Origin of the sequence: Pleomorphomonas oryzae DSM 16300 (assembly GCF_000422965.1) — a bacterium.
Taxonomy (GTDB): Bacteria; Pseudomonadota; Alphaproteobacteria; order Rhizobiales; family Pleomorphomonadaceae; genus Pleomorphomonas; species Pleomorphomonas oryzae.
In genome coordinates this window covers 118,360-140,785 of sequence record NZ_AUHB01000004.1, presented here as the reverse complement: position 1 = coordinate 140,785, position 22,426 = coordinate 118,360, and the positions used below count along the sequence as shown (strand labels likewise).

At 63.8% G+C, this 22,426-nt stretch carries 16 protein-coding genes; 11 read left to right on the top strand and 5 right to left on the bottom strand.

Going from position 1 to position 22,426, the window contains the following annotated elements; translation table 11 throughout:
- Window positions 1-8: 8 nt before the first annotated feature.
- From atpA to G522_RS0108280, 3 genes are all read right to left on the bottom strand, one after another.
- Entirely contained in the window at window positions 9-1,538 is a 1,530-nt protein-coding gene (gene atpA, locus G522_RS0108290) for a F0F1 ATP synthase subunit alpha (RefSeq protein ID WP_026790638.1), read from the bottom strand.
- Complete coding sequence (locus G522_RS0108285; protein WP_026790637.1) at window positions 1,538-2,098, bottom strand: F0F1 ATP synthase subunit delta; 561 nt, start codon at window positions 2,096-2,098, stop codon at window positions 1,538-1,540. The genes atpA and G522_RS0108285 overlap by 1 nt, the downstream gene beginning before the upstream one ends.
- 327 nt (window positions 2,099-2,425) lie before the next feature.
- Window positions 2,426-4,660 carry a primosomal protein N' gene (locus G522_RS0108280; protein ID WP_084633035.1) on the bottom strand — a complete coding sequence of 745 codons (2,235 nt, stop codon included), beginning with the start codon at window positions 4,658-4,660 and terminating at the stop codon, window positions 2,426-2,428.
- A gap of 92 nt (window positions 4,661-4,752) precedes the next feature.
- Here G522_RS0108280 and pdxY point away from each other — a divergent pair, with 92 nt between their 5' ends.
- The 8 genes from pdxY (at window position 4,753) to G522_RS0108235 (ending at window position 14,586) form a co-directional block, all read left to right on the top strand.
- Entirely contained in the window at window positions 4,753-5,652 is a 900-nt protein-coding gene (gene pdxY, locus G522_RS0108275; protein WP_026790635.1) for a pyridoxal kinase, read from the top strand.
- Between the two features lie 93 nt (window positions 5,653-5,745).
- Window positions 5,746-6,432, top strand: coding sequence for a carbonic anhydrase (locus G522_RS0108270; protein ID WP_051228447.1), 687 nt, complete (start codon window positions 5,746-5,748; stop codon window positions 6,430-6,432).
- Between the two features lie 88 nt (window positions 6,433-6,520).
- Window positions 6,521-7,633 (top strand): 3-isopropylmalate dehydrogenase, encoded by a 1,113-nt coding sequence (gene leuB / locus G522_RS0108265; RefSeq protein ID WP_026790633.1) that lies wholly within the window; start codon window positions 6,521-6,523, stop codon window positions 7,631-7,633.
- Between the two features lie 524 nt (window positions 7,634-8,157).
- Window positions 8,158-9,570, top strand: a complete 1,413-nt coding sequence (gene leuC, locus G522_RS0108255; protein WP_026790632.1) for a 3-isopropylmalate dehydratase large subunit — start codon at window positions 8,158-8,160, stop codon at window positions 9,568-9,570.
- A 252-nt stretch (window positions 9,571-9,822) separates the two neighbouring features.
- A complete protein-coding gene (locus G522_RS0108250; protein ID WP_026790631.1) occupies window positions 9,823-11,343 on the top strand; it encodes a sugar ABC transporter ATP-binding protein in 1,521 nt (506 codons plus the stop codon).
- Window positions 11,340-12,329, top strand: a complete 990-nt coding sequence (locus G522_RS0108245; protein WP_210162904.1) for an ABC transporter permease — start codon at window positions 11,340-11,342, stop codon at window positions 12,327-12,329. The genes G522_RS0108250 and G522_RS0108245 overlap by 4 nt, the downstream gene beginning before the upstream one ends.
- A 92-nt stretch (window positions 12,330-12,421) precedes the next feature.
- Window positions 12,422-13,345, top strand: a complete 924-nt coding sequence (locus G522_RS0108240; protein WP_026790629.1) for a substrate-binding domain-containing protein — start codon at window positions 12,422-12,424, stop codon at window positions 13,343-13,345.
- Between the two features lie 188 nt (window positions 13,346-13,533).
- The gene (locus G522_RS0108235; RefSeq protein WP_084633033.1) at window positions 13,534-14,586 is read left to right on the top strand and encodes an aldose 1-epimerase family protein; all 1,053 of its coding nucleotides are present in this window, start codon (window positions 13,534-13,536) and stop codon (window positions 14,584-14,586) included.
- Between the two features lie 35 nt (window positions 14,587-14,621).
- On the opposite strand, the gene G522_RS0108230 is transcribed toward G522_RS0108235, so the two are convergent.
- Window positions 14,622-15,635: a LacI family DNA-binding transcriptional regulator gene (locus G522_RS0108230; protein ID WP_281168450.1), complete on the bottom strand. Its 1,014-nt coding sequence runs from the start codon at window positions 15,633-15,635 to the stop codon at window positions 14,622-14,624.
- A gap of 189 nt (window positions 15,636-15,824) precedes the next feature.
- Between G522_RS0108230 and G522_RS0108225 the strand changes: the two genes are divergently transcribed.
- Window positions 15,825-17,039, top strand: coding sequence for a cupin domain-containing protein (locus G522_RS0108225; RefSeq protein ID WP_026790626.1), 1,215 nt, complete (start codon window positions 15,825-15,827; stop codon window positions 17,037-17,039).
- Window positions 17,040-17,202: 163 nt separating this feature from the next.
- On the opposite strand, the gene G522_RS0108220 is transcribed toward G522_RS0108225, so the two are convergent.
- A complete protein-coding gene (locus G522_RS0108220; protein ID WP_026790625.1) occupies window positions 17,203-18,231 on the bottom strand; it encodes a DUF2332 domain-containing protein in 1,029 nt (342 codons plus the stop codon).
- Between the two features lie 219 nt (window positions 18,232-18,450).
- On the opposite strand from G522_RS0108220, the gene G522_RS0108215 reads away from it, so the two are divergent.
- Both G522_RS0108215 and G522_RS0108210 read left to right on the top strand, forming a co-directional pair.
- Window positions 18,451-18,933 (top strand): GNAT family N-acetyltransferase, encoded by a 483-nt coding sequence (locus G522_RS0108215; protein ID WP_026790624.1) that lies wholly within the window; start codon window positions 18,451-18,453, stop codon window positions 18,931-18,933.
- Window positions 18,934-19,039: 106 nt separating this feature from the next.
- Window positions 19,040-22,351 (top strand): transglutaminase family protein, encoded by a 3,312-nt coding sequence (locus tag G522_RS0108210; RefSeq protein ID WP_026790623.1) that lies wholly within the window; start codon window positions 19,040-19,042, stop codon window positions 22,349-22,351.
- Window positions 22,352-22,426 lie beyond the last annotated feature (75 nt).

The window sequence follows — 22,426 nt, the reverse complement described above, 5'->3', positions numbered from 1 at the left end:
GATGTCGTTCAGACAAAGGTTTTGGCGAAAGTCGAGATCGCTTCGTGGAGCTTGCCGCGCAACTCGTCGGAGAGCTGCTTTTCGGCCCAGATGCGATCCAGGATGTCGGTGTGCTTCTCGCGCAGGAAGCGCAGCAGCCCTTCCTCGAAGTGGCGCACCTTGCCGAGCGGCAGCGGATCGAGGAAGCCGGAAACGCCGGCGAAGATCACGGCTACTTCTTCCTGCGTCTTCAGCGGCGAGAACTGCGGCTGCTTCAGGAGTTCGGTGAGGCGGGCACCACGGTTCAGCAGGCGCTGGGTCGAGGCGTCGAGGTCGGAGCCGAACTGGGCGAAGGCGGCCATCTCGCGGTACTGGGCGAGTTCGCCCTTGATGGTGCCGGCGACCTGCTTCATCGCCTTGATCTGGGCCGACGAGCCGACGCGCGACACCGAGAGGCCGACGTTCACCGCCGGGCGGATGCCCTGGTAGAACAGCGAGGTCTCCAGGAAGATCTGGCCGTCGGTGATGGAAATGACGTTGGTCGGAATGTAGGCCGACACGTCGTTGGCCTGCGTCTCGATGACCGGCAAAGCGGTGAGCGAGCCGGAGCCGTTCTCTTCGTTGAGCTTGGCGGCGCGCTCGAGCAGGCGGGAGTGCAGGTAGAACACGTCGCCGGGGAAGGCTTCGCGTCCCGGCGGGCGGCGCAGCAGCAGCGACATCTGGCGGTAGGCGACGGCCTGTTTGGTCAGGTCGTCGTAAGCGATCAGCGCGTGCATGCCGTTGTCGCGGAAATACTCGCCCATGGCACAGCCGGCGAAGGGAGCGATGTACTGCATCGGCGCCGGATCGGAGGCGGTGGCGGCGACGACGATCGAATATTGGAGCGCGCCGGCGTCCTCAAGCTTCTTGACGAACTGGGCGACGGTGGAGCGCTTCTGGCCGATGGCGACGTAAACGCAGTAGAGCTTCTGCTTCTCGTCACCGCCTTCATGCAGAGGCTTCTGATTGAGGAAGGTATCGAGGATGATGGCGGTCTTGCCGGTCTGGCGGTCGCCGATGACCAGCTCGCGCTGACCGCGGCCGATCGGGATCATCGCATCGATGGCCTTGAGGCCGGTCGACATCGGCTCGTGCACCGACTTGCGCGGGATGATGCCGGGCGCCTTGACGTCGACACGGGCGCGCGTCTCGTATTCGATCGGACCCTTGCCGTCGATCGGATTGCCGAGGGCGTCAACGACGCGGCCGAGCAGGCCACGGCCGACCGGCACGTCGACGATGGAGCCGGTGCGCTTGACGGTGTCGCCTTCCTTGATGTCGCGGTCGGAGCCGAAGATGACGACGCCGACGTTGTCGCTCTCCAGGTTGAGCGCCATGCCGCGGATGCCGCCGGGGAACTCGACCAGTTCGCCCGCCTGGACGTTGTCGAGACCGTAGACACGGGCGATGCCGTCACCGACGGAGAGAACCTGGCCGACCTCGGATACTTCGGCATTACGGCCGAAGTTCTTGATCTGCTCCTTGAGGATTGCGGAAATTTCCGCGGCGCGGATATCCATCAGCCGACCTCTTTCAATGCAATCTTGAGTGCGTCGAGTTTCGTTTTGAGCGACGTGTCGATCATGCGGGAACCGAGCTTGACGACGAGGCCGCCGATCAACGACGGGTCGACGCCGAGTTCAACATGAACCGACTTGCCGGATATGTCGGCCAGCGCGCCCTTGATGTCGGCAAGCTGACCGTCGGAAAGGGGAATGGCCGAAACAATGCCGGCCGTCACTTCGCCACGCCGATCGGCGAGCATCTGCCGAAAACCGCGGAACATGTGGGACATGACCGACAGCCGGTTGTTGGTGGCGACGAGCTTGATGAAGTTGCTCAAGGTCACGCCAATACCCGCGGCTTCGACGACGGCGCTGATGGCGCGGAGCTGGTCCTCGTTGCTGAACACCTGCGACTTCATCAGGCGGCGGAGGTCGGCGCTTTCCTGGCGGAGGGTCTCGAAATGGGCGATGTCCGCCTCGACGGTATCGAGTTCACCGGTCTCGCTCGCCAACTCGAACAGGGCCGTGGCATAACGTTCGGCGACCCCGAAGACCATCGTTTCCGCTTCGCTCACGTAAGAACCCCTCATCGGTGCGAACCGTCAAAGGTTCACCCGGCTGAACGCTTTGAAGATATTCGCATAATAGAATACGACGGCGGCACGGCGCACGGCCCCGCAGCGAACTTGGCACCGTCTACCACAGGAGTTTCCCTCACGCAACGCACTCACTGGATTCAAGAATTCCGTCTTTTGCGCGGATATCCTTAGGTAAATGGCCGCTTGGGACATGTCCTTAAAAACTGCTCATCCGAAAGTCGAATAGTTTATCGTTTTAGATGTCATTCACCTCTCGTGAAACGCGGCAGATCTCAGCGTTGCACGATGGAGGGTGTCCAACCTCTAGAGGAAATTCTGCGGATCGACGTCGACATAGGCTTCGACGCCTCGCGTCGGCCGGTCGGCGGCGGTGATCCAGGCGCGCATGTAGGCGGAGAGATCGGTGTCGCGGCCGGAATGGGCAATCAGCCGGAAGCGGTGGCGGCCGCGCACCACCGCGAGCGCCGCCTCAGCCGGGCCCAGCACTTCGACAGCCGGGTCGCGCGGTGCCATGCGGGCGAGGTGGCGGGCATGATCCTCGGCAAGTTCGCGGCTGGGGCCGGATACCAAAATCGCTGCGAGGCGGCCGAAGGGTGGCATGGCCGACCGTTCACGCTCGGCCAGTTCGGTGCGATAGAAGCGTTCGGCATCGCCTGACACCAACGCCTCGATCACCGGGCTTTCCGGTGCGTAGGTCTGGAGAAGACCGAGGCCCTTGCCGATCACGCGGCCGGCGCGGCCGGTGACCTGAGCCAGCAGTTGGAAGGTACGCTCGGCGGCGCGCGGATCGCCCTGCGACAGGCTGAGGTCGGCGTCGACCACACCAACCATGGTCAGCTTGGGAAAATTGTGACCCTTCGCCACCATCTGGGTGCCGACGACGATGTCGCACTCGCCCTTGGCCACCGCCTCGAATTCGGCCCTCAGGCGCTGAACGCCACCGCCGATATCCGACGACAACACCACGGTGCGCTTGTCGGGCAGCAAGGTCTGCATCTCCTCGGCAATGCGCTCGACGCCGGGACCGCAAGCGACCAGGCTGTCGAGCGTGCCGCAGGACGGACAGGCCTCGGGCCGAGCCACCGAGTGGCCGCAATGATGGCAGACGAGCCGCCCCCGGAAGCGGTGCTCCACCAGCCAAGCCGAGCATTGCGGGCATTGGAACCGGTGGCCGCAGGAGCGGCAAAGGGTCAGCGGCGCGTAGCCGCGCCGGTTGAGGAATAGCATGGCCTGTTCGCCACGCTCGGTGACCTCGCGGATGGCGGCGACGAGGCCAGGCGCCAGGAAGCGGCCGCGCGGCGGACCAGCCTTGCGCATGTCGATGGCGTAGAGGCTGGGCAGGTCGCAGCCGGTGGCACGCGCTGGCAGCACGATGTGCCGGTAGCGGCCGCGTTCGGCATTGACGCGGCTTTCCAGCGAGGGCGTGGCCGAGGCGAGAATGACCGGGATGTTTTCGATGCGGCCACGCACCACCGCCATGTCGCGGGCATGGTAGCTCGCCCATTCCTCCTGCTTGTAGGCGCCGTCATGTTCCTCGTCGACGACAATCAGGCCAAGATCGGAGAAGGGCAGGAACAGGGCGGAGCGGGCGCCGACCACCACGCGCGCTTCGCCGAGTGCGACGGCCCGCCAGGTGCGGGCGCGCATCTTCGGCCCGACGTCGGAATGCCATTCGGCCGGTAGGGCGCCGAAGCGTTCCGAGAAGCGCTCCAGGAAGGCGCGGGTGAGGGCGATCTCCGGCACCAGGATCAGCGCCTGTCGTCCGGCCCGGAGCGCGTCGGCAACGGCCTCGAGATAGACCTCGGTCTTGCCCGAGCCGGTGACGCCGTCGATCAGCGTCACGCCGTCATTCTGCGCTGCGCGTAGCTTGGCAACGGCGGACGTCTGGTCTGGCGTGAGATTGACGGGATTGAAATCGGGGTCGGGCGCCCGGAATGGCCGGCCGGGTGCCAGTTCGACTTCGGCGAGCGCACCGGCGGTCACCAATCCCTCGACGACCGAGGCGGATACGCCGGCCGCGGCCGCGAGACCGGCGCGCGTCCAAGCCTGTCCCTCATTTTCGGCGAGGAGTGCTAATACTCGGCGGCGTGCATCGGTGAGACGCTCGGGCGGCGCATTCGTCGCGATGAGGCCGCGCAACGGCGGCTCCGGCTCCAGCGCATCCGGCGCACGCAGCACCATACGCATCACCATGCCGCGCGGCGTCAACGTGTAGCGGGCGACCCAATCGACGAAGGTGAGCATCTCCGGCGTGAGCGGTGGCGCGTCGAAGGCGGCCTCGATGGGGCGGAGCCGGTTGGACGAGGCCGAGAGCTCGGCCGGCTCGGCGGTGACGACACCCACCACCTTGCGCGGACCGAGCGGCACCTGGACGATGGAGCCCGGCCCCACCGCCATTCCGTGCGGTACGCGATAGGAATAGGAGAGGTCGAGACCGACCGGGGTCAGCACCTGTACCACCTCGCCACCGCCCGCCAAGCGGGGAGCGGCCGCTCCGAACAGATCATGAAGTGAAGAAGCGGGTTTTTCGGTCGGCATCGGCTGATTCGGGGTGTACGGCGGTTGATCATAGGCTAAACGGAGGGCCGTCGCCTCGCCAAGCCGCCATCCATTTGGAAAAGCCGCCGCCCATGAGCCGTCCAGCCATCATCGTTCTCTCCTCTTTCGTTGCCCGCGGATCGGTGGGTGCCCGTGCCGCCTTCGCGCTGGAACGGCTCGGCCATCGCGTCTGGACGCTGCCGACGGTCATCCTGCCCTGGCATCCCGGCCACGGTCGCGCCCACCGTATGGCAGTGCCGGAAGCGGATTTCGCGGCACTCTGCGCCGATCTTGCCCGTTCGCCCTGGCTGCCGGAGGTTGGCGGCATCATTACCGGCTACCTCGGCTCGGCCGGGCAGGCGGATGCCGCCGCCGCGCTGGTTGCCGCCGTCAGGGCGGCCAATCCGGCGGCGCTGCATCTGGCCGATCCGGTGATCGGCGACATGGGCGTCAGCGGTACAGGCAGCCTTTATGTACCCGAGCCGGTTGCCATTGCCCAACGCGATCGCCTCGTTTCCATCGCTGATGTCGCCACCCCCAACCGCTTTGAGCTCGGCTGGCTGACCGGTCAGCCTGTTGAAACGCTGACCGAGATCACGGCGGCGGCGCGGGTGCTGGGGCCGAAGCGCGTTGTCGTCACGTCGGCACCGGCGCTGATGGCCGGCAAGATCGCCGCGGCGCTGGTCACCGCCAACGAGACCATCGTTGCCGAGAACCAGATGATCGAAGGCGCCCCCAACGGCACCGGCGACTTGTTCGCGGCGCTATTCCTGTCGCGATTGATCGGCGGCGCCTCCGACGAGGTGGCGCTCGCGGCTGCGTCGGCTTCCACCTTTGAGGTGATCGCCCGATCGGTGAAGGCAGGTGCACGCGAACTGGAATTGGTGGACGAGCAGGAGGCGCTGGTCCATCCGATGGCCATGGTGGACATCCGCCGCCTTGCGACCCCGCGAAAACCCGTCGCGCGCCCCTCGAGAATCGAGACCTTGTGAAGCCACACTGATTGACGCCTATAAGTAGACCTTCGTATAACCGCCGCGCGGGAACCTTGTCCGCCCCCATTTCCTCCAGCCGGACTTTATTCGATGACCGAACTGAAAACCTCTTCTCGCTCGAAGCTGCCCGCCTCCTTTCCGGGGCGTCTGACGACCGGTTACGAGGCCTTTCGGGAAGGTCGCTACCCCAGCGAGAACGAGCGCTACAAGCGATTGGCCGCCGAGGGACAAAAGCCACAGATCATGATCATCGGTTGTTCGGACAGCCGCGTGTCGCCGGAAGTGATCTTCGATGCCGGGCCGGGCGAGATCTTCGTCGTCCGCAACGTCGCCAATCTGGTGCCGCCCTACACGCCGGACGGTGAGACGCATGGTACTTCGGCGGCCCTGGAGTTCGGCGTGGTGGCGCTTGCCGTGCGCCACATCGTGGTGATGGGCCACGGACGCTGCGGTGGCATCGCAGCGGCACTCGGCAACCCCGACCCATTGACACCGACCGACTTCATCGGCCGGTGGATGTCGGTGCTGGACGAGACGGCGGAGCGGGTGCGCTGCGATCATTCGATCGCCCCCGGCCTGCGCTACACCGCCCTCGAGCACGAGGCGGTCAAGGTGTCGCTCGGCAACCTTCTCGATTATCCCTTCGTCAAGGCCCGCGTCGAAAGCGGCGCGCTGGCGCTGCATGGGGCCTGGTTCGACGTTGCCGAGGGCGAGCTGCATGTGCTTGATCGCGACAGCGGCGAGTTTGCCGTCCTCTCCGGTACGCTTGCCTCTTGAACCTGGACGACAAGGCGATTACGGCTAGCGGCCGAAGCCGGCCGGAGGAAGCCGTGCGCCCTGTTTTCACGTTCTTGAGGATGCGATGATGGCAAAGAATTCGCTGTTCCTGCTGCCCGGTGATGGCATCGGCCCGGAAATCATGGCCGAGGTCGAGACGATCATCGCCTTCCTGAATGGCAAGGGTCTCACCGATTTCTCGCTCGACCGCGGTCTGGTTGGCGGCTGTGCCTACGACGCTCATGGCGCCGCCATCTCGGAAGCCGATATGGCCAAGGCGCTGGCCGCCGACGCGGTGCTGTTCGGTGCCGTCGGTGGTCCCAAGTGGGACAGCGTTCCCTACAACTGCCGTCCGGAAGCCGGTCTTCTGCGTCTTCGCAAGGACCTGGGCTTGTTCGCCAACCTTCGTCCGGCCATCTGCTATCCGGCGCTGGCCGACGCCTCGTCGCTGAAGCGCGAGGTGGTGGAAGGCCTCGACATCCTGATCGTTCGTGAGCTGACCGGCGGCGTCTATTTCGGCGAACCGAAGGAAATCGTCACGCTGGAGAACGGCGAGAAGCGCGCCGTCGACACGCAGGTCTACACCACGCACGAAATCGAGCGTATCGCCCGCGTCGCCTTCGACCTCGCCAAGGCACGCAATGGCCGCGTCTCCTCGGCCGAAAAGCGCAACGTCATGAAGTCGGGCGTGCTGTGGAACCAGGTGGTGACGAAGATCGGCAAGGAAGAATATGCCGACGTCAAGCTCGATCACATCCTCGCCGACAACTGCGCCATGCAGCTCGTCCGCTGGCCCAAGCAGTTCGACGTCATCCTGACCGACAACCTGTTCGGCGACGTGCTCTCCGATATCGGCGCCATGCTGACCGGCTCGCTGGGCATGCTGCCGTCGGCCTCGCTTGGTGCGCCCGATGCGGCCACCGGCAAGCGCAAGGCGCTCTACGAGCCCGTCCACGGTTCGGCGCCGGACATCGCCGGCACGGGCGCGGCCAACCCGATCGCCATGATCGCCTCCTTCGGCATGGCGCTACGCTATTCCTTCGGCCTGATCGATCTCGCCGGCAAGCTCGACGACGCGATCGCCCGTGTGCTCGGCAAGGGGCTTCGGACCAAGGATATCGCCCAGAAAGGCGAGGCGACCATCGACACGCGCGCGATGGGCGCTGCCATCCTCGCCGAGTTCAAGGCGCTGGTCGGCTGATCGGATATTCGACTTTCGGCGATCACGCCGTCACTCACGGGGTTGTTAACTGCCCGACTCTTGTTTTTGGGCCGGGCGGTACCAAATCCTAGTCATGACGGCACCGCCCAATAGGCACTGCCCCCCGTCTCGCCAGCGGCGGTGACCGTCGGCCGGGTTCCCCTCCCGGCCCGCGCTGATCCCTAGCGCCGCGCCCAGCCTTCCCCCGAGGCTGGGCGCTTTCTTATATGGCCGGATGAGGTGATACGCTGGTGCGTGAGCAGATCGATGATTGTCGGCGGCACGGTTTTTCAGTATAGAGCAATCATGTACGCGAAACCGCAGATCACGCGCCTGCCCACGTCGGCCGATTACTTCCCGGCCCACGATCACGCGCGCCTGCCGTGGCGGTTTCTGGCGCGGCAGACCGGCGACAGCCGACTCCGGCCCTGAGACGATGGCCGACGCGCTCGGCCACCCCGTGATTTCCTATGCATGTCAGGGGCGTGGTTCGCCCGCCTCACGGAATCGAAAGTCCGATCATCATGACCGCCAAGCCCCGTACCCTCTATGACAAGATCTTCGACGACCACGTGGTCGAGACGCAGGCCGATGGCACCTCGCTGCTCTATATCGACCGCCACCTCGTGCACGAGGTGACCAGCCCGCAGGCCTTCGAGGGCCTGAGGACCGCTGGCCGCAAGGTGCACCAGCCGCAGAAGACGCTGGCCGTCGTCGATCACAACGTGCCGACCACCGATCGCAGCAAGGGCATCGAAGATCCCGAGAGCCGCGAGCAGGTCGGGCAGCTCGCCATCAATGCCGCCGAATTCGGCGTCGAGTATTACAACGAGCTCGATCGCCGGCAGGGCGTCGTCCACGTGGTCGGTCCCGAGCAGGGCTTCACACTGCCGGGCATGACCATCGTCTGCGGCGACAGCCATACCTCGACGCATGGCGCTTTCGGCGCCCTGGCGCACGGCATCGGTACCTCCGAGGTGGAGCATGTGCTCGCCACGCAGACGCTGATCCAGCGTAAGGCGAAGAACATGCTGGTGCGCGTCGACGGCAAGGCGCCGGCTGGCGTCACCGCTAAGGATATCGTGCTGGCGATCATCGGCGAGATCGGCACGGCCGGCGGCACCGGTCACGTCATCGAATATGCCGGCGAGGCGATCCGCGACCTTTCCATGGAAGGCCGCATGACCGTCTGCAACATGTCGATCGAGGGCGGCGCCCGCGCTGGCCTGATCGCGCCGGATGAGAAGACCTACGCCTATATCACCGGCCGGCCGAAGGCGCCAACGGGCGAGGCGCTGGAGCGTGCCAAGGCCTACTGGCAGACGCTTTACACCGATGAAGGCGCCCATTTCGACAAGGTGGTGACGCTCGACGCCGCCAGCCTGCCGCCGATCGTCACCTGGGGCACCAGCCCCGAGGACGTCGTGGCGATCACCGGCGTGGTACCCGATCCCGACACCATCGCCGACGAGACGAAGCGCACCTCCAAGTGGCGGGCACTGGACTACATGGGCCTCAAGCCCGGCCAGAAGATGACTGACATCACTCTCGACAAGGTGTTCGTCGGCTCCTGCACCAACGGCCGCATCGAGGATCTTCGGGCTGCCGCGGCTGTGGCCAAGGGGCGCAAGGTGGCGTCGTCGATCAAGCTGGCGATGATCGTGCCGGGCTCCGGCCTCGTCAAGGAACAGGCGGAAGCCGAAGGCCTCGACAAGATCTTCATCGAGGCGGGCTTCGAGTGGCGCGAGCCGGGCTGCTCGATGTGTCTGGCCATGAACCCGGACAAGCTGTCGCCGGGCGAGCGTTGCGCCTCCACCTCGAACCGCAACTTCGAGGGCCGGCAGGGCTATATGGGCCGCACGCATCTGGTGTCGCCGGCCATGGCGACGGCGGCAGCGATCGCAGGCCACTTTGTTGATATCCGCGACTTCAAGTGATCTGAGCCTGGTTCCGTAAAGTCAAAGGCCGGGGTTCATCGCCCCGGCCTTTTCTCATCGGGCGACGCGCTTTCCAGTGGCTGCGCTGCCTCGATGAGCATCGCTGGCCTGATCCGACGAACTTCCATCTAGGTACGTCCAACCACCTAATCCTTTCGGACGGAATACCCCGCTTTACAGCCAATCTGGCCATATGTTATCGATAACACATGTAGAGGATCAATATAGAAACGCGACCGAGGTTCTAGCCAAATGGCGGATGCGCTCAAGATGCGCGGGGTGTCCAAGCGATTCCCCGGGGTGGTGGCGCTCGACAATGTCGACCTGACCGTGGCGGAGGGCGAGATCCACGCCATCGTCGGCGAGAACGGCGCTGGAAAGTCGACGCTGATGCGCATCCTTTCGGGTGCGGCAAGGATGGACCGGGGCGAGATCCTCATCAATGACGTCGCCGTCGAGATCGGCTCGTCACAGCAGGCGATCAATCTCGGCATCGGTACAGTCTATCAGAACCTGAATCTCATCACCGATCTGACGGTCGCCGAAAACATCTACATGAACCGCTTTCCAGGGCGTGGAGGCTTGATCGATCGTCGCAAAATAGCCGACGGCGCCAGCCAGGCTCTTGCGGAGATGAACAGCGATATCGCCCCCTCGGCACGGGTCGGCGATCTCTCCGTCGCCGATCAGCAGATGGTCGCCATCGCGCGCGTACTCGCCTACGACATCAAAATCCTCATTCTCGACGAACCAACCTCTTCGCTCTCCAAGGCCGAATCCGAGGACCTATTTCGCAACATGCGGCGGCTCAAGTCGCTCGGCGTGTCGATCATTTTCATCAGCCATCACATGGATGAAATCTTCTCGGTGACCGATGCGGTGACCGTATTGCGTGATGGCCGCCTGGTCGGGCGTTGGCGGACCGATGAGCTCGACGAGCATGCGCTCGTTCATCACATGGTCGGCCGGGAAGTCACGGAGATGTTCCCGAAGGAGGTCGCTGCGATCGGCGATGTCGTTCTTGCGGCCGATCACATCAGCGTCGACGATCTCGTTCACGATGTTTCCTTTTGCGTCCGCAAAGGTGAGGTTCTCGGCATCGGTGGGCTGGTCGGCGCTGGTCGCACGGAACTCGTCAAGTCGGTATTCGGAGCTTGTCCCAGGCGGTCGGGCGACATCTCTCTCGAAGGCCAGCCGATCGACATTCGAAGCCCCAAGCAAGCGGTCGAAGCGGGAATCGCCTTCGTTCCGGAGGATCGACGCCGCGAGGGCCTGATCACGGAGTTTTCGATCGAGGACAATATAAGCCTCGGAAGCATCTGGGATTTGACCCGCCATTTCGCCGTCGACTTCAAGGCCGGAGCGAAGCTTAGCGAGGGCATGATCCAGGCGATGAACGTCAAGACGCCTTCTCGCAAGCAACTGGTCAAGAATCTCTCGGGTGGCAACCAGCAAAAGGTGGTGCTCGGCAAGTGGTTCTGCCGCCAACCGAAGGTACTCATCTTCGATGAGCCGACGCGAGGCATCGATGTTGGCGCCAAGGCCGAAATCTACCGCAAGATAAGCGACCTCGCCAAGAGTGGAGTGGCGGTGATCATCGTCTCATCCGAGCTTCCCGAATTGATGGGCATTTCCGACCGGATCATCGTTCTCAACAAGGGCCGTATGACCGGCGAGTTCATGCGCTCGGCGTTTTCCGCTGACCAAATCATGCTGGCCGCCACCGGCAAGGCCGGCACGGAATCACCTTTGCCACGAGGCCAACAGCAATGAAATTCGCCACCGGCAACCAGCCCGTGAACAGCGGCGTCGGGTCCGCTCCTTCCGTCAACCTTCTGCCGCTCAACAAGCTGAGAGGCATGGGGTCGCTCATCGCCCTCATCCTGATCATGGTGGTGTTCGCCGTCAGCTCGCCAGCGTTTCTTCAGATCCAGAACCTGATGAACATCATCGTTCAGGTCGCTGTGATCGCAGTGATCGCCGCCGGCGCCATGTTCATCATCCTGACCGGCGGCATCGACCTGTCGGTCGGCGGTGTTCTGGCGCTGGCTGGCGTCCTCTCGGCTAGTGCGGTGCGCGCGACAGATAGCGCAACGCTTGGCATCATCGTTTGCCTTGGTACCGCGGTGCTGTTCGGTCTGCTGGCTGGCCTTCTCGTCACCTACGGGCGCATTCCCCCGTTCGTTTGTACGCTTGGTACCATGTCGATCGCCCGCGGCATCGCCTTCGTTTATTCCGGCGGTATCCCGATCAGCGGCTTTCCTGACGCGTTCCGCTTTGCCGGGGCGGGAGAGGTTGCCGGCATCCCGATGATGGTGATCATCCCCATCGTCATCTACGTAATTCTTTATTTCGTGCTGGTGAGGACACCCTTTGGCAAGATCGTCTACGCCATCGGCAGCAATGAGGAAGCCACGCGGCTCACCGGCATCGACACCCTGAAATACAAGCTGATCGTCTATTCGCTGGCCGGGTTGCTCACCGGCATAGGAGCGCTGCTTTACGTCGGTCGCATCAACTCCGGCCATCCCGGATCGGGCATAGGCTATGAGCTCAATGCGATCGCGGCCGTGGTGATAGGTGGCACGAGTCTGAGCGGTGGTCGTGGCTCGATCATTGGCACGGTGATCGGGGCCCTGATCATGGGCGTCATCAGCAATGGCCTCAACCTCATGAATATAGATCCGTATTTCCAGAGCATCGTGCTGGGAACGGTGATCGTTTTTGCCGTGATGATCGATCAGCATTCACAGAAGTAGCGAAGTGCTTTTCTCCGGTCATCGCTAAGCAAAAAGAGTGCGGCGTACGATTTCGATGCCGCGCTCCAAAAACAGGCGAAGGAGGAAACGATATGACAACGACGCGACGTACATTTCTGGCCGTCATGAGCATGGCATTGCCGCTGACCTTGACCGCCGGAACGGCGCTGGCTGGAAACGCCAAGGTATTCGGTTATGCCGTTCAGGACCTCGGTAACCAGTACTGGGTTGCTGTTGCCAATGGCGTCAAGGATCAGGCCAAGGCCCAGGGCATCGACGTAGTGGTGATGGATGCCCGTACGGATGCAGCCCGCGAACTGTCCAACATCGATGACATGATCCAGAAGAAGGTCGACGCCATCCTGTTGTCGCCATGGGATGCCAACTCGGGCGCCAACGCGGTCGCGGCGGCAAACAAGGCGAAGATCCCGGTTTTCGTGCTCGACATCGGCGTCGCCAGTGGCAGCATTGAGAGCCTGATTGTCTCCGACAATCTCAAGGGCGGACGGATCGCCGGCGAGTTCGTGGCGAGCAAGATCCCCGCCGATGCCGAGGTCGCCCACATCAGTTGCCAGCCGGGCTATGTCATCCCCGCGCTGCGCGGCCAGGGCTTCAAGGAAGTCATGAAGGAGAAGGGCATCAAGATCGTCGCCTCGCAGACAGCCGAGTCCCAGCGTGCCAAGGGCATGGACGTCATGCAGAACATCCTGCAGGCCCACCCCAACCTCGCTGCGGTGTTTGCCGAGAACGATGAAATGGCCCTCGGAGCGGTCGAGGCGATTTCCGCTGCCGGCAAGAGCAAGCAAGTGCTCGTAGTCGGCTTCGATGGTACGGGGGATGCGCTGGCTTCCATCAAGGAAGGCCGGATGGCCGCCACCGTCGCCCAGCAACCCTACGAGATGGGCAAGCTCGGCGTCGAGACGGCCGCCGCTTTCCTGAACGACGGCAAGAAGCCCGAGAGCGAAACCTACGTTCCCGTCAAGCTGATCACCCCGGACACCTTGCCCGCCAAGTGAGGCGGATGGAATAGACCGCAAGGTACATCGAGTAAAAGAGCCAGCTCTCCTTCGAGCCAGACAATGGTCAAAACAACGCGAAGCAGTCTCTGCGGCGCGAGGGAGGAATTTCGTCTGCCGAATGGCGACGCCCAAACGGGCGGATCGACGCATCGTCGCCGATCCGCCGCAACGACAAGGCGATACCAATGTCTTCTTCCCACTTCGCAAGGATCTCCCGCGCCGAACTACTCCGGCGTGTCGGCTGCATGGACCAGATCGGTGGTGCTGAGCTTTTCACATTTGGGGAGGGTCCGGCCCGCGGCATGCAGACCGTCAGCGTACGGACAGGGGCGGGCCTGGCCTGCCAGGTGCTGACCGATCGTGGCATGGGGCTTGGCGAAGCAAGTATCGGCGGCATTCCGATCAATTGGTTTTCGGCGGTCGGTCCGATGGCGCCTTGCTATTACAACCCGACCGGCTCGGGCTGGCTTCAATCTTTTGGCGGCGGCCTGATGACGTCGTGCGGGCTTACCAACGTCGGAGCCGCCACCACGGTCGATGGCATCGAGGTCGGTTTGCATGGCCGGCTGTCGCACCTGCCGGCGCGCGAGGTGGCGGTGCAGCGCCGGTGGATTGACGACCGATTCGTCATCGATGTTTACGGCGTGGTGCGCGACGCCATCGTCATGGGGACCGCCCTTGAGCTTCGGCGCACCTATCGCTTCGTCGTCGGTGAGAACGGCTTTCGCATCAGCGACGAGATCACCAACATGGGGGCTTCGGCCGCGCCGCTCTTCCTGCTCTACCATTTCAATTTCGGCTATCCGTTTCTGTCGGAGACCGCTGAGCTTGACGTCGTGCCGTCGCCGCTTTCAACCAGCGTTCGCGATCCGAGCCAGATTGCCGATATTCCCGGCTGGCGACACATGACGGCTCCTGTTGCGGGCATCGCTGAGCGAGTCTTCTACCATCGCCTCGCCAAGCAGGCCGAGACGACGGAAATCCGTCTTGGCAACGTCATCGGCGACAGGCGCCTCAGCATGACCATGCGCCTGCCTACCGCGGAGCTCGGTTGTCTCGTCGAGTGGAAAATGATGGGCGAGCGCGACTATGTGCTGGGCATCGAGCCCGGCAATTGCTTCGTCGCCGGCCGTGACGCCATCCTTGCCGAGGAGGGCGCCGAGATGCTGGCGCCGGGCGCGATCAAAACCGTCAACATTGACGTTGGCTTCGAACTCGCTCCGGTTAAGGACGCCTGATTATGGCCCCGAGCGCTGTCTTGCTGCCCGTTGCCTCAGGTGATGTTGCGCACCGAGCCACGAATGACCATGCGGTTGGTCAGGCTGAACTGCGGCACCTCGACCGTCGGGTCGAGCTTTTTCAGCATGCGGAAGGCGGCAAGCGCCCCCATGTCGTGGCGGGGATTGTCGACGGTGGTGAGGGCGGGGCTGATGAGGCGCGACATGGCGATGTTGTCGAAGCCCACCACCGAGATATCGCTCGGGATAGCCAACCCCTTTTCTTGGGCTTGCTGGATGAAACCAAGGGCCATCAGATCATTGGTGGCAAAATAGGCAGTGGGCCGGTGCTCCATCTGCGAGAAATATTCGAAAGCGGAAACGCCATCCTCGAATTCGAAGCCGCAGAAGAACATGAACTGATCGTTCACGGGAATGCCGTGCGCCTTGAGCGAGGCGAGGTAGCCGCTCTTGCGCCGGAGGTTGGCCAGCACGTTCTGCGGCCCGCCGATCAGGCCGATGTCGCGGTGACCATTGGCGATCAGGTAGTCGACGGCGGCCTCGGCGCTGGGTTTGTTGTCGATGTAGATGTGGTCAACGGCGTGCGACGTGATGCGGCGGTCGACCACCAGCAGGGGCACGCGGGCGCTCAGGAAGTCGAAATAGGCCGATTCGGCGCGTGGACAGTAGAGGATGACGCCGTCGACGATGCGCGACAGGGCGCGCTCAGCGATCTCCTTCTCGTTGCCGATTTCACCGTCGGAGTCGGCAAAGATCGACTGATAGCCATGTTGCCGCAGAACGGTGGTCGTTCCCTTGATCATTTCCGCAAAGAACGGATTTTCGATGTCGGGAACAATCAGAAGAATGTTCTTGGTGCTGGAGCGATGCAGGCTGCGAGCAATCTCGTTTGGTCTGTAGTCCAGTTCCTTGATCACCGCCTCGATGAGCTTTCGCGTCTCGGCGTTGACGTAGCCCGAATTCTTTACAACCCGAGACACTGTCATCACAGATACGTTCGCTCGTTTGGCGATTTCTTTGAGTGTTGTCAAGTAATCCTCGAGGAACACAGGATGTATTCAGATAGATGTTTTCGTTAACATAGAGGTGGGCGACCTCCTGTCAAGGCTCGCTTTGCGTTCCTTGCCTGGAAACGTGCCGTTCGCAAGCTGTTGAGTTTGCCCCTGTTGGGACACGCATCTTCCGGATGCCGGTGGTTGCCGGTCCGAATTTCGGTGAGGAAAGGCAAGGAGAAGAAAATGGACAAGAACGGTATTCGTGACCGCGTCACTAGAGAGCTCAATGCCAACCATGGGCTTTTGCCGATGAAGCCCTGCTGGGTGGCTCGCGACTTTCTTCCGCCGGGCAAGCGGCTGGGTTTGACCGAGGCCGAGTATGATGTCGGGCCTCGCGGGTTTATTTGCGAGCGCTGGATCGTCTCGGAAACGAAAGCCGACAACACCATCAATGTGCCGCACGAGGGGCAGTCCTACATCAAGATGTCGGCTGGCGAGCCAATCCTGCTCATCGACGCGCTTGAGACCTGTCGGGAAGCCTTGCTCGGTCCCGAGTATGCCAAGCGCCACCATGGACTGGATCGTCTGCTGAAGATCTATGACTACAAGAAGCGGCTTTTCTATCACATCCATCAGAAGAAGGCCGATGCGGCCAAGGTGGGCATGAACTCCAAGGAAGAGGCCTACCACTATCTTGACGCCGATCTCGGTGCCCATCCCGAGACCTTCTTCGGCGTCCACCCCTATATCGTTCGTGAAGGTCTGCAGAAGGAATTGCTGTTGCCCTATCTCGTCAATTGGCAGGGCGAGGACGTGCTGAAGCACGCTCGGGCGTATCTCAACGTTGTCGGCGAGGGCTTCCATCTGGCGCCGGGGATCTTGCATGCGCCGGGCACGGCACTGACGCTTGAACTGCAGGAATCGTCGGACATCATGTCGGTGATGCAGGCCGAGATCGAAGGCACCAAGATCGACAAGTCGATGCTCTACCGCCATATCCCCGATGCCGAGGTGAAGGCCAAGCAGGAAGAGGCGGCCCTCGACGATGTCGACTGGGCTGCCTGCGCCGATCCTTATTTCTACGAGAACCATCGTCTCCATCCGCAGCCGATCAGTGCCCCGGTACCAGACGGCGTCAGCGAGGAATGGGTCTGGTACAACTCGACGCGCTTCAACGGTACGCGAGTGACGCTCGCTCCAGGCGCCAGCTATCTGAGCCCGGCACTCGGTGTGCATGGCATCTTCGTCTGGAAGGGGCACGGTACGGTCGGCGGCTTCCCGGTGGAAGGGCAGAAGGTCACGCTGGAGGATTCGCGCGATGAGTTCCTGGTGAGTCACGACCGAGCGCTCAAAGGCGTCGAAGTCAAAAACACCGGCGACACGCCCCTCGTCCTTTTCAAGTTCTTCGGCCCGGAAATCAACGATGAGATCGTGCCGTTCATTGAAAAGCGTGTTTGACCGACCAGGCTCTTAGGTCTCAGCAGAAGCAGCTGTTTTCGCTGGGGTCGAAGACCCTTGATCTCGCCGGGGGCGTGCGGCGTAAGCGCGGTCCCGGCAGACCTGCCAAGCTATCGACGATGTCTTGGTGCGGTGGGCTCCGGTGAGTTGCTCGGAGCTGTAGCTACACTTCGCCGAGCCAGCGCAGCCAGCGTCCGTGAAAGTCGCCACGTGCCAGAACGTGGTGCTCGCCGGACGGGAACAGGGTGACGATGAGGCCGGCGCCGGGCGTCTTGCCGTCCGCCTCCAGCCGCAACCAGGCAAGTGGTTCGATCTCGGCAGCTCTGAGCATGGCGGTCTGGATGCGAAGGCGGATCGGATCGGCGAGATACTGCCAGAAGATCGAATGCACCACGACACGCAACGTCCCGCTCTCCGGCGGCGTGGTCAGCTCACGGGCAAGAAAATCCGCCGCGTCGAGCGCTTCCACCCGCTCGGGGCGGGCGGCGGCGTGGTTGAGCGCGGCGACGAGGCGTGCTTTGCGCTCGGTCTGGTCGGCCCAGACGTAGGAGAGCAGGCGCGTTCGGTGCTCGGCGTCCGATGGATCGAGTGCGGAAAGGTCGCAGGCTCGGCGGCGCACCACCTCGATGGTGCCATCGAGTGGCGGCGGCGCGTCGCAGTCCGGAGCAAGCTCGATGGGCGCCTTTTTCTTGCCCCAGCGAGCCTCGCCATAGCGATAGGCGTAGTCGTCCCAGTGCAGGTTCAGGCCGGCGCTGGCACCGATCTCCAGAATGTCGAGTTTCGGACCGAAGCGCCGGGCAAGCCACAGGAAGCCGGGCAGCAGCATGGCCGACCGGCCGACCTCGTTGGTCTGCGGCGGGCTCATCAGAATATCATGAAGCTCATGGTCGTGCCGGGCAATGGCGGTGCTCACGGCGGTACTCAGTGACTCATCTGAGGCTTCGGCTGGTGGATAGACGGCAGCAAGGGCGGCATCCCGGCGAGTCAGCACCAGTCGGTGCAAGCCGCCGAACAGGCGCAGCGGCACCGCGTCTTCGCCGGCGTGGCCATTCCAGGCGAGGATGCGTCGGCCGGTCAAAGTCGTCCGGTCGAGGAAACGTGGCGCCAGGTCGGCGAGGCGAGCCGTGAACGGGGAGCCCATGGTGCGGCAGGCCTCGGCCTGACGGTTGAAATGGTCGAAGATGTCGCTCATCGCGGCTTGTCCCCCGGCGTTCCCGATTTCGCTGCGACGATAGCGGCGGCAAGCGGCAATGACCAGCCCGGCCGCCGTCACGCCGGTGTGAGCGGACCGGTGCCGGTGTCCGCTAAAAAAAGCGCCCCCTCGTCGTCTCAGCCTTGCCCAAGCCGCCTGCATGGGGCAAGTAATGCGGGTGTCACGCGTAAGTGTCGCTTATCCGGGGGACTTTTGATCATGCCGCTGACGATTGCCGCCGTCACCCAGGCGGACGCCCACAAGCTGGCGCCCATCATCGCCGCCTATGCCCAGGCAATGAAGCGCGGAGCGCCGCGCCGTCCGGACGAGTATTACTCCGAGCTCCTTGCCGTCGATCCGGCAACGGAAGTGCTCGGTGCCTTTGTCGATGAGGAACTGGTCGGCTTTGCGGTGTTCTTCGACCTGCCCGACACCATGTCCGGCCATCGTGTCGGTCATCTCGAGGACATCTACGTCCTGCCCAATTATCGTAACCGTGGGATCGGCCGCAAATTCGTCGAGGTGCTGAAGATCGAGGGGCAGAGCCGTGGCTGGGACCGCTTGCGCTGGGTGGTGCCACCGCCGGTCGATGCCGCCGCTACCGGGCTTCCCACCGACAATGCGCTCTATGAGGAGATCGCCACGTTGTCGGCCTCCCGCCTCTACGACATCATCATCGACCCGCTGTCGCGCAAGTCCTGAAGGTCTGCCTATAAAGCGAGCAGGTGACGCCCAAGCTCAGGGCTTTCCCGGATGGACGTTTCGCCCTTAAATGCGGTCGCGCTCGATGCGACCGCAGGGAGAGATGATGGCCGTCCTGACCAAGCTGACGCACGTCACCCGCTACGTCTATGACAAGCCGGTTGTTCTCTCTCCGCAAGTGGTGCGGCTGAGGCCGGCGCCGCATAGCCGGATCGCCGTGCCGGCCTACACGTTGAAGGTCACGCCGGAGAATCATTTCGTCAACTGGCAGCAGGATCCGCACGGCAACTGGCTGGCTCGCTTCATCTTTCCCGAACCGGCGACCGAATTCTCGGTCAGCGTCGACCTGCTCGCCGAGATGGCGGTCTACAATCCCTTCGACTTCTTCATCGAGGAGTATGCCGAGCACTGGCCGTTCACTTACGCGCCGGAGCTTGCCAAGGATCTGGCGCCTTTCCTCGAATGCGAGGGGGAGGGCGCGCTGTTCGAAGCCTATCTGGCGGCGATTCCACGCGAGCGGGCCCAGACCACCAATTTCGTCGTCGCGGTGAATCAGGCGCTGCAGCGGCACATCGCCTATGAGATCCGTCTCGAGCCGGGCGTGCAGAACCCCGAGGAGACGTTGTCGCGGCGCGCCGGCTCCTGCCGTGACAGCGGTTGGCTGCTGGTGCAGCTGTTGCGCCGGCTTGGCCTTGCTGCCCGTTTCGTCTCCGGCTACCTCATTCAGCTCCGGCCGGACGTCAAGGCGCTCGACGGCCCCTCCGGTACTGAGGTCGACTTCACCGATCTGCACGCCTGGGCGGAGGTCTATATCCCCGGCGCCGGCTGGATCGGCCTTGATCCCACCTCGGGTCTGCTGACTGGCGAGAGCCATATTCCGCTGGCCGCTACGCCGCATTACCGCTCGGCGGCTCCGATTGTCGGCTCCTACAGTGGGGCACCCGACACCAAGACCGAATTCTTCTTCGACATGAAGATCGCCCGCATCGACGAACGGCCGCGCGTCACCTGGCCGTTCTCGGACGAGGCTTGGGCGCGGCTCGACGGTGTGGGGCAAGCGGTGGATGCCGATCTTAGGGACGGCGACGTGCGCCTGACCATGGGCGGCGAGCCGACGTTCGTCTCCATCGACGACTACCAGTCGGAGGAGTGGAACACGGCTGCCGTGGGCCCCACCAAGCGCGGCCTTGCCGACGACTTGATCCGCCGCCTTGCCGCTCGTTTCGCGCCGGGCGGTTTTCTGCATTACGGACAGGGCAAGTGGTATCCCGGCGAGAGCCTGCCGCGCTGGACCTTCTCGCTCTACTGGCGCAAGGACGGCAAGCCGATCTGGCGCAACCTCGATCTCGTTGCGCCCGAAAGCCAGCCGACGACGGCTGATGCCGAGGCGGCCTGCTCGCTGGCCCGGGGTGTCGCCCGCCGGCTCGGCGTGCCCGGCAAGTGCGCCGTTCCGGCCTACGAGGACCCGGCCTATTGGATCCTGAAGGAAGGCGGCCTGCCGGACAACGTCACCACGGAAGACAGCAAGCTGGACGACCCGGAGGCGCGCGCTCGCATTGCCCGGGTGTTCGAGCGCGGTCTGGGCACCCCCAGCGCCTATGTGCTGCCCGTGCAGCGCTGGCAGGCGAGTGCCGGCAGGAGCTGGGTTTCTGAGGTCTGGAATTTCCGGCGCGGCAAGCTCTACCTGGTTCCAGGTGACTCGCCGGCCGGCTTTCGCTTGCCGCTGGCCGCGCTGCCATGGGTGCCGCCGGCCGCCTATCCATTCCATGTCGACCGCGACCTGATGGGCGACCTGCCCGACCTGCCGGACCCCGACGAGCTCGCCACTGCCTACGAGCATTCGCGCGAGGCAGCGCCCGATGATCCGCGTGTCACCCAGTGGATGACCGGCGTTGGCGCGGTGCGCACGGCGATGAGCGTCGAGCCGAGGGATGGCCGTCTCTGCGTCTTCATGCCGCCGGTCGCCGGTGCCGACGATTATCTCGAGCTGCTTGCCGCTGTCGAAGCGACGGCCGAGGATCTCGGCCTGCCGGTTCACATCGAAGGCTATCCGCCGCCGGCCGACCCGCGCCTCAACGTCATTCGCGTGGCGCCGGACCCCGGCGTCATCGAGGTCAATATTCATCCGGCCGCCGGCTGGCGGGACTGCGTCGCCATTACCTCGGCCGTCTACGAGGAGGCGCGGCTTTCCCGCCTCGGTACCGACAAGTTCATGATCGACGGCCGCCACACCGGTACCGGTGGCGGCAATCATGTGGTAGTGGGCGGCGCAACGCCGGCCGATAGCCCCTTCCTGCGCCGGCCCGATCTTCTCAAGAGCCTGGTTCTTTATTGGCAGCGACACCCCTCGCTCAGTTACCTGTTCTCGGGTCTGTTCATCGGGCCAACCAGCCAGGCGCCGCGCATCGACGAGGCGCGGCATGACAGCCTCTACGAGCTGGAGATCGCGCTGGCCCAGGTGCCGGTGCCCGGCGAAGGGCCGGCACCGTTGCCCTGGCTGGTCGATCGGCTGTTCCGCAACCTTCTGACCGACGTCACCGGCAATACCCACCGCTCGGAGATCTGCATCGACAAGCTGTTCTCGCCGGATGGGCCGACGGGACGGCTGGGTCTTGTCGAGTTCCGCTCCTTCGAGATGCCGCCGGACGCGCGCATGTCGCTCGCCCAGCAGCTTCTGCTGCGGGCACTGATCGCCTGGTTCTGGAAGGAGCCGCAGCAGGGCAGCTTCACGCGGCATGGCACGGCGCTGTTCGATCGCTTCATGCTGGAGCACTTCGTCTGGCAGGACTTCCTGGAGGTGATCGCCGATCTCAACCGCGCCGGCTATCCGATGGAGGCGGTCTGGTACGACGCGCAGCGCGAGTTCCGCTTCCCCTATTTCGGCACCGTCACCCGGCAGGGCGTTGCGCTGGAACTGAGGGGCGCGCTCGAACCGTGGCATGTCACCGGCGAGCAGGGAGCGGCCGGCGGCACGGTGCGCTTCGTCGATAGCTCGGTGGAGCGGCTGCAGGCGCGCGTTTCCGGCTTCGATCCGGCCCGCCATGTGCTGGTGTGCAATGGCCGACGCGTGCCGCTCGCGGCGACGGATCGCAACGGCAGCTATGTCGGCGGCGTGCGCTTCAAGGCCTGGCAGCCGGCGAGCGGTATTCATCCGGTGCTGCCGGTCAACGCACCGCTGACCTTCGAGATCCTCGACCGCTGGTCGAAGCGCTCGTTGGGCGGCGCCACCTATTTCGTCGCCCATCCCGGCGGCCGCAACTACGACACTTTCCCCATCAACGCCTACGAGGCGGAGGCACGGCGGCTCGCCCGCTTCCAGGATTTCGGCCATTCGCTGGGAACGGTGCGTCTGCCGGCCGAGGAGGCATCCGGCGAGTTCCCGACGACGCTCGATCTGCGCCGGCCGGCCGGCGTCTGAAAGCTGCCTACGACAGGCGACTTGGCGATATAGTGCCGGTCTGTTTAACTCGCGGTGGGGGCGTCCTGCCCGCCG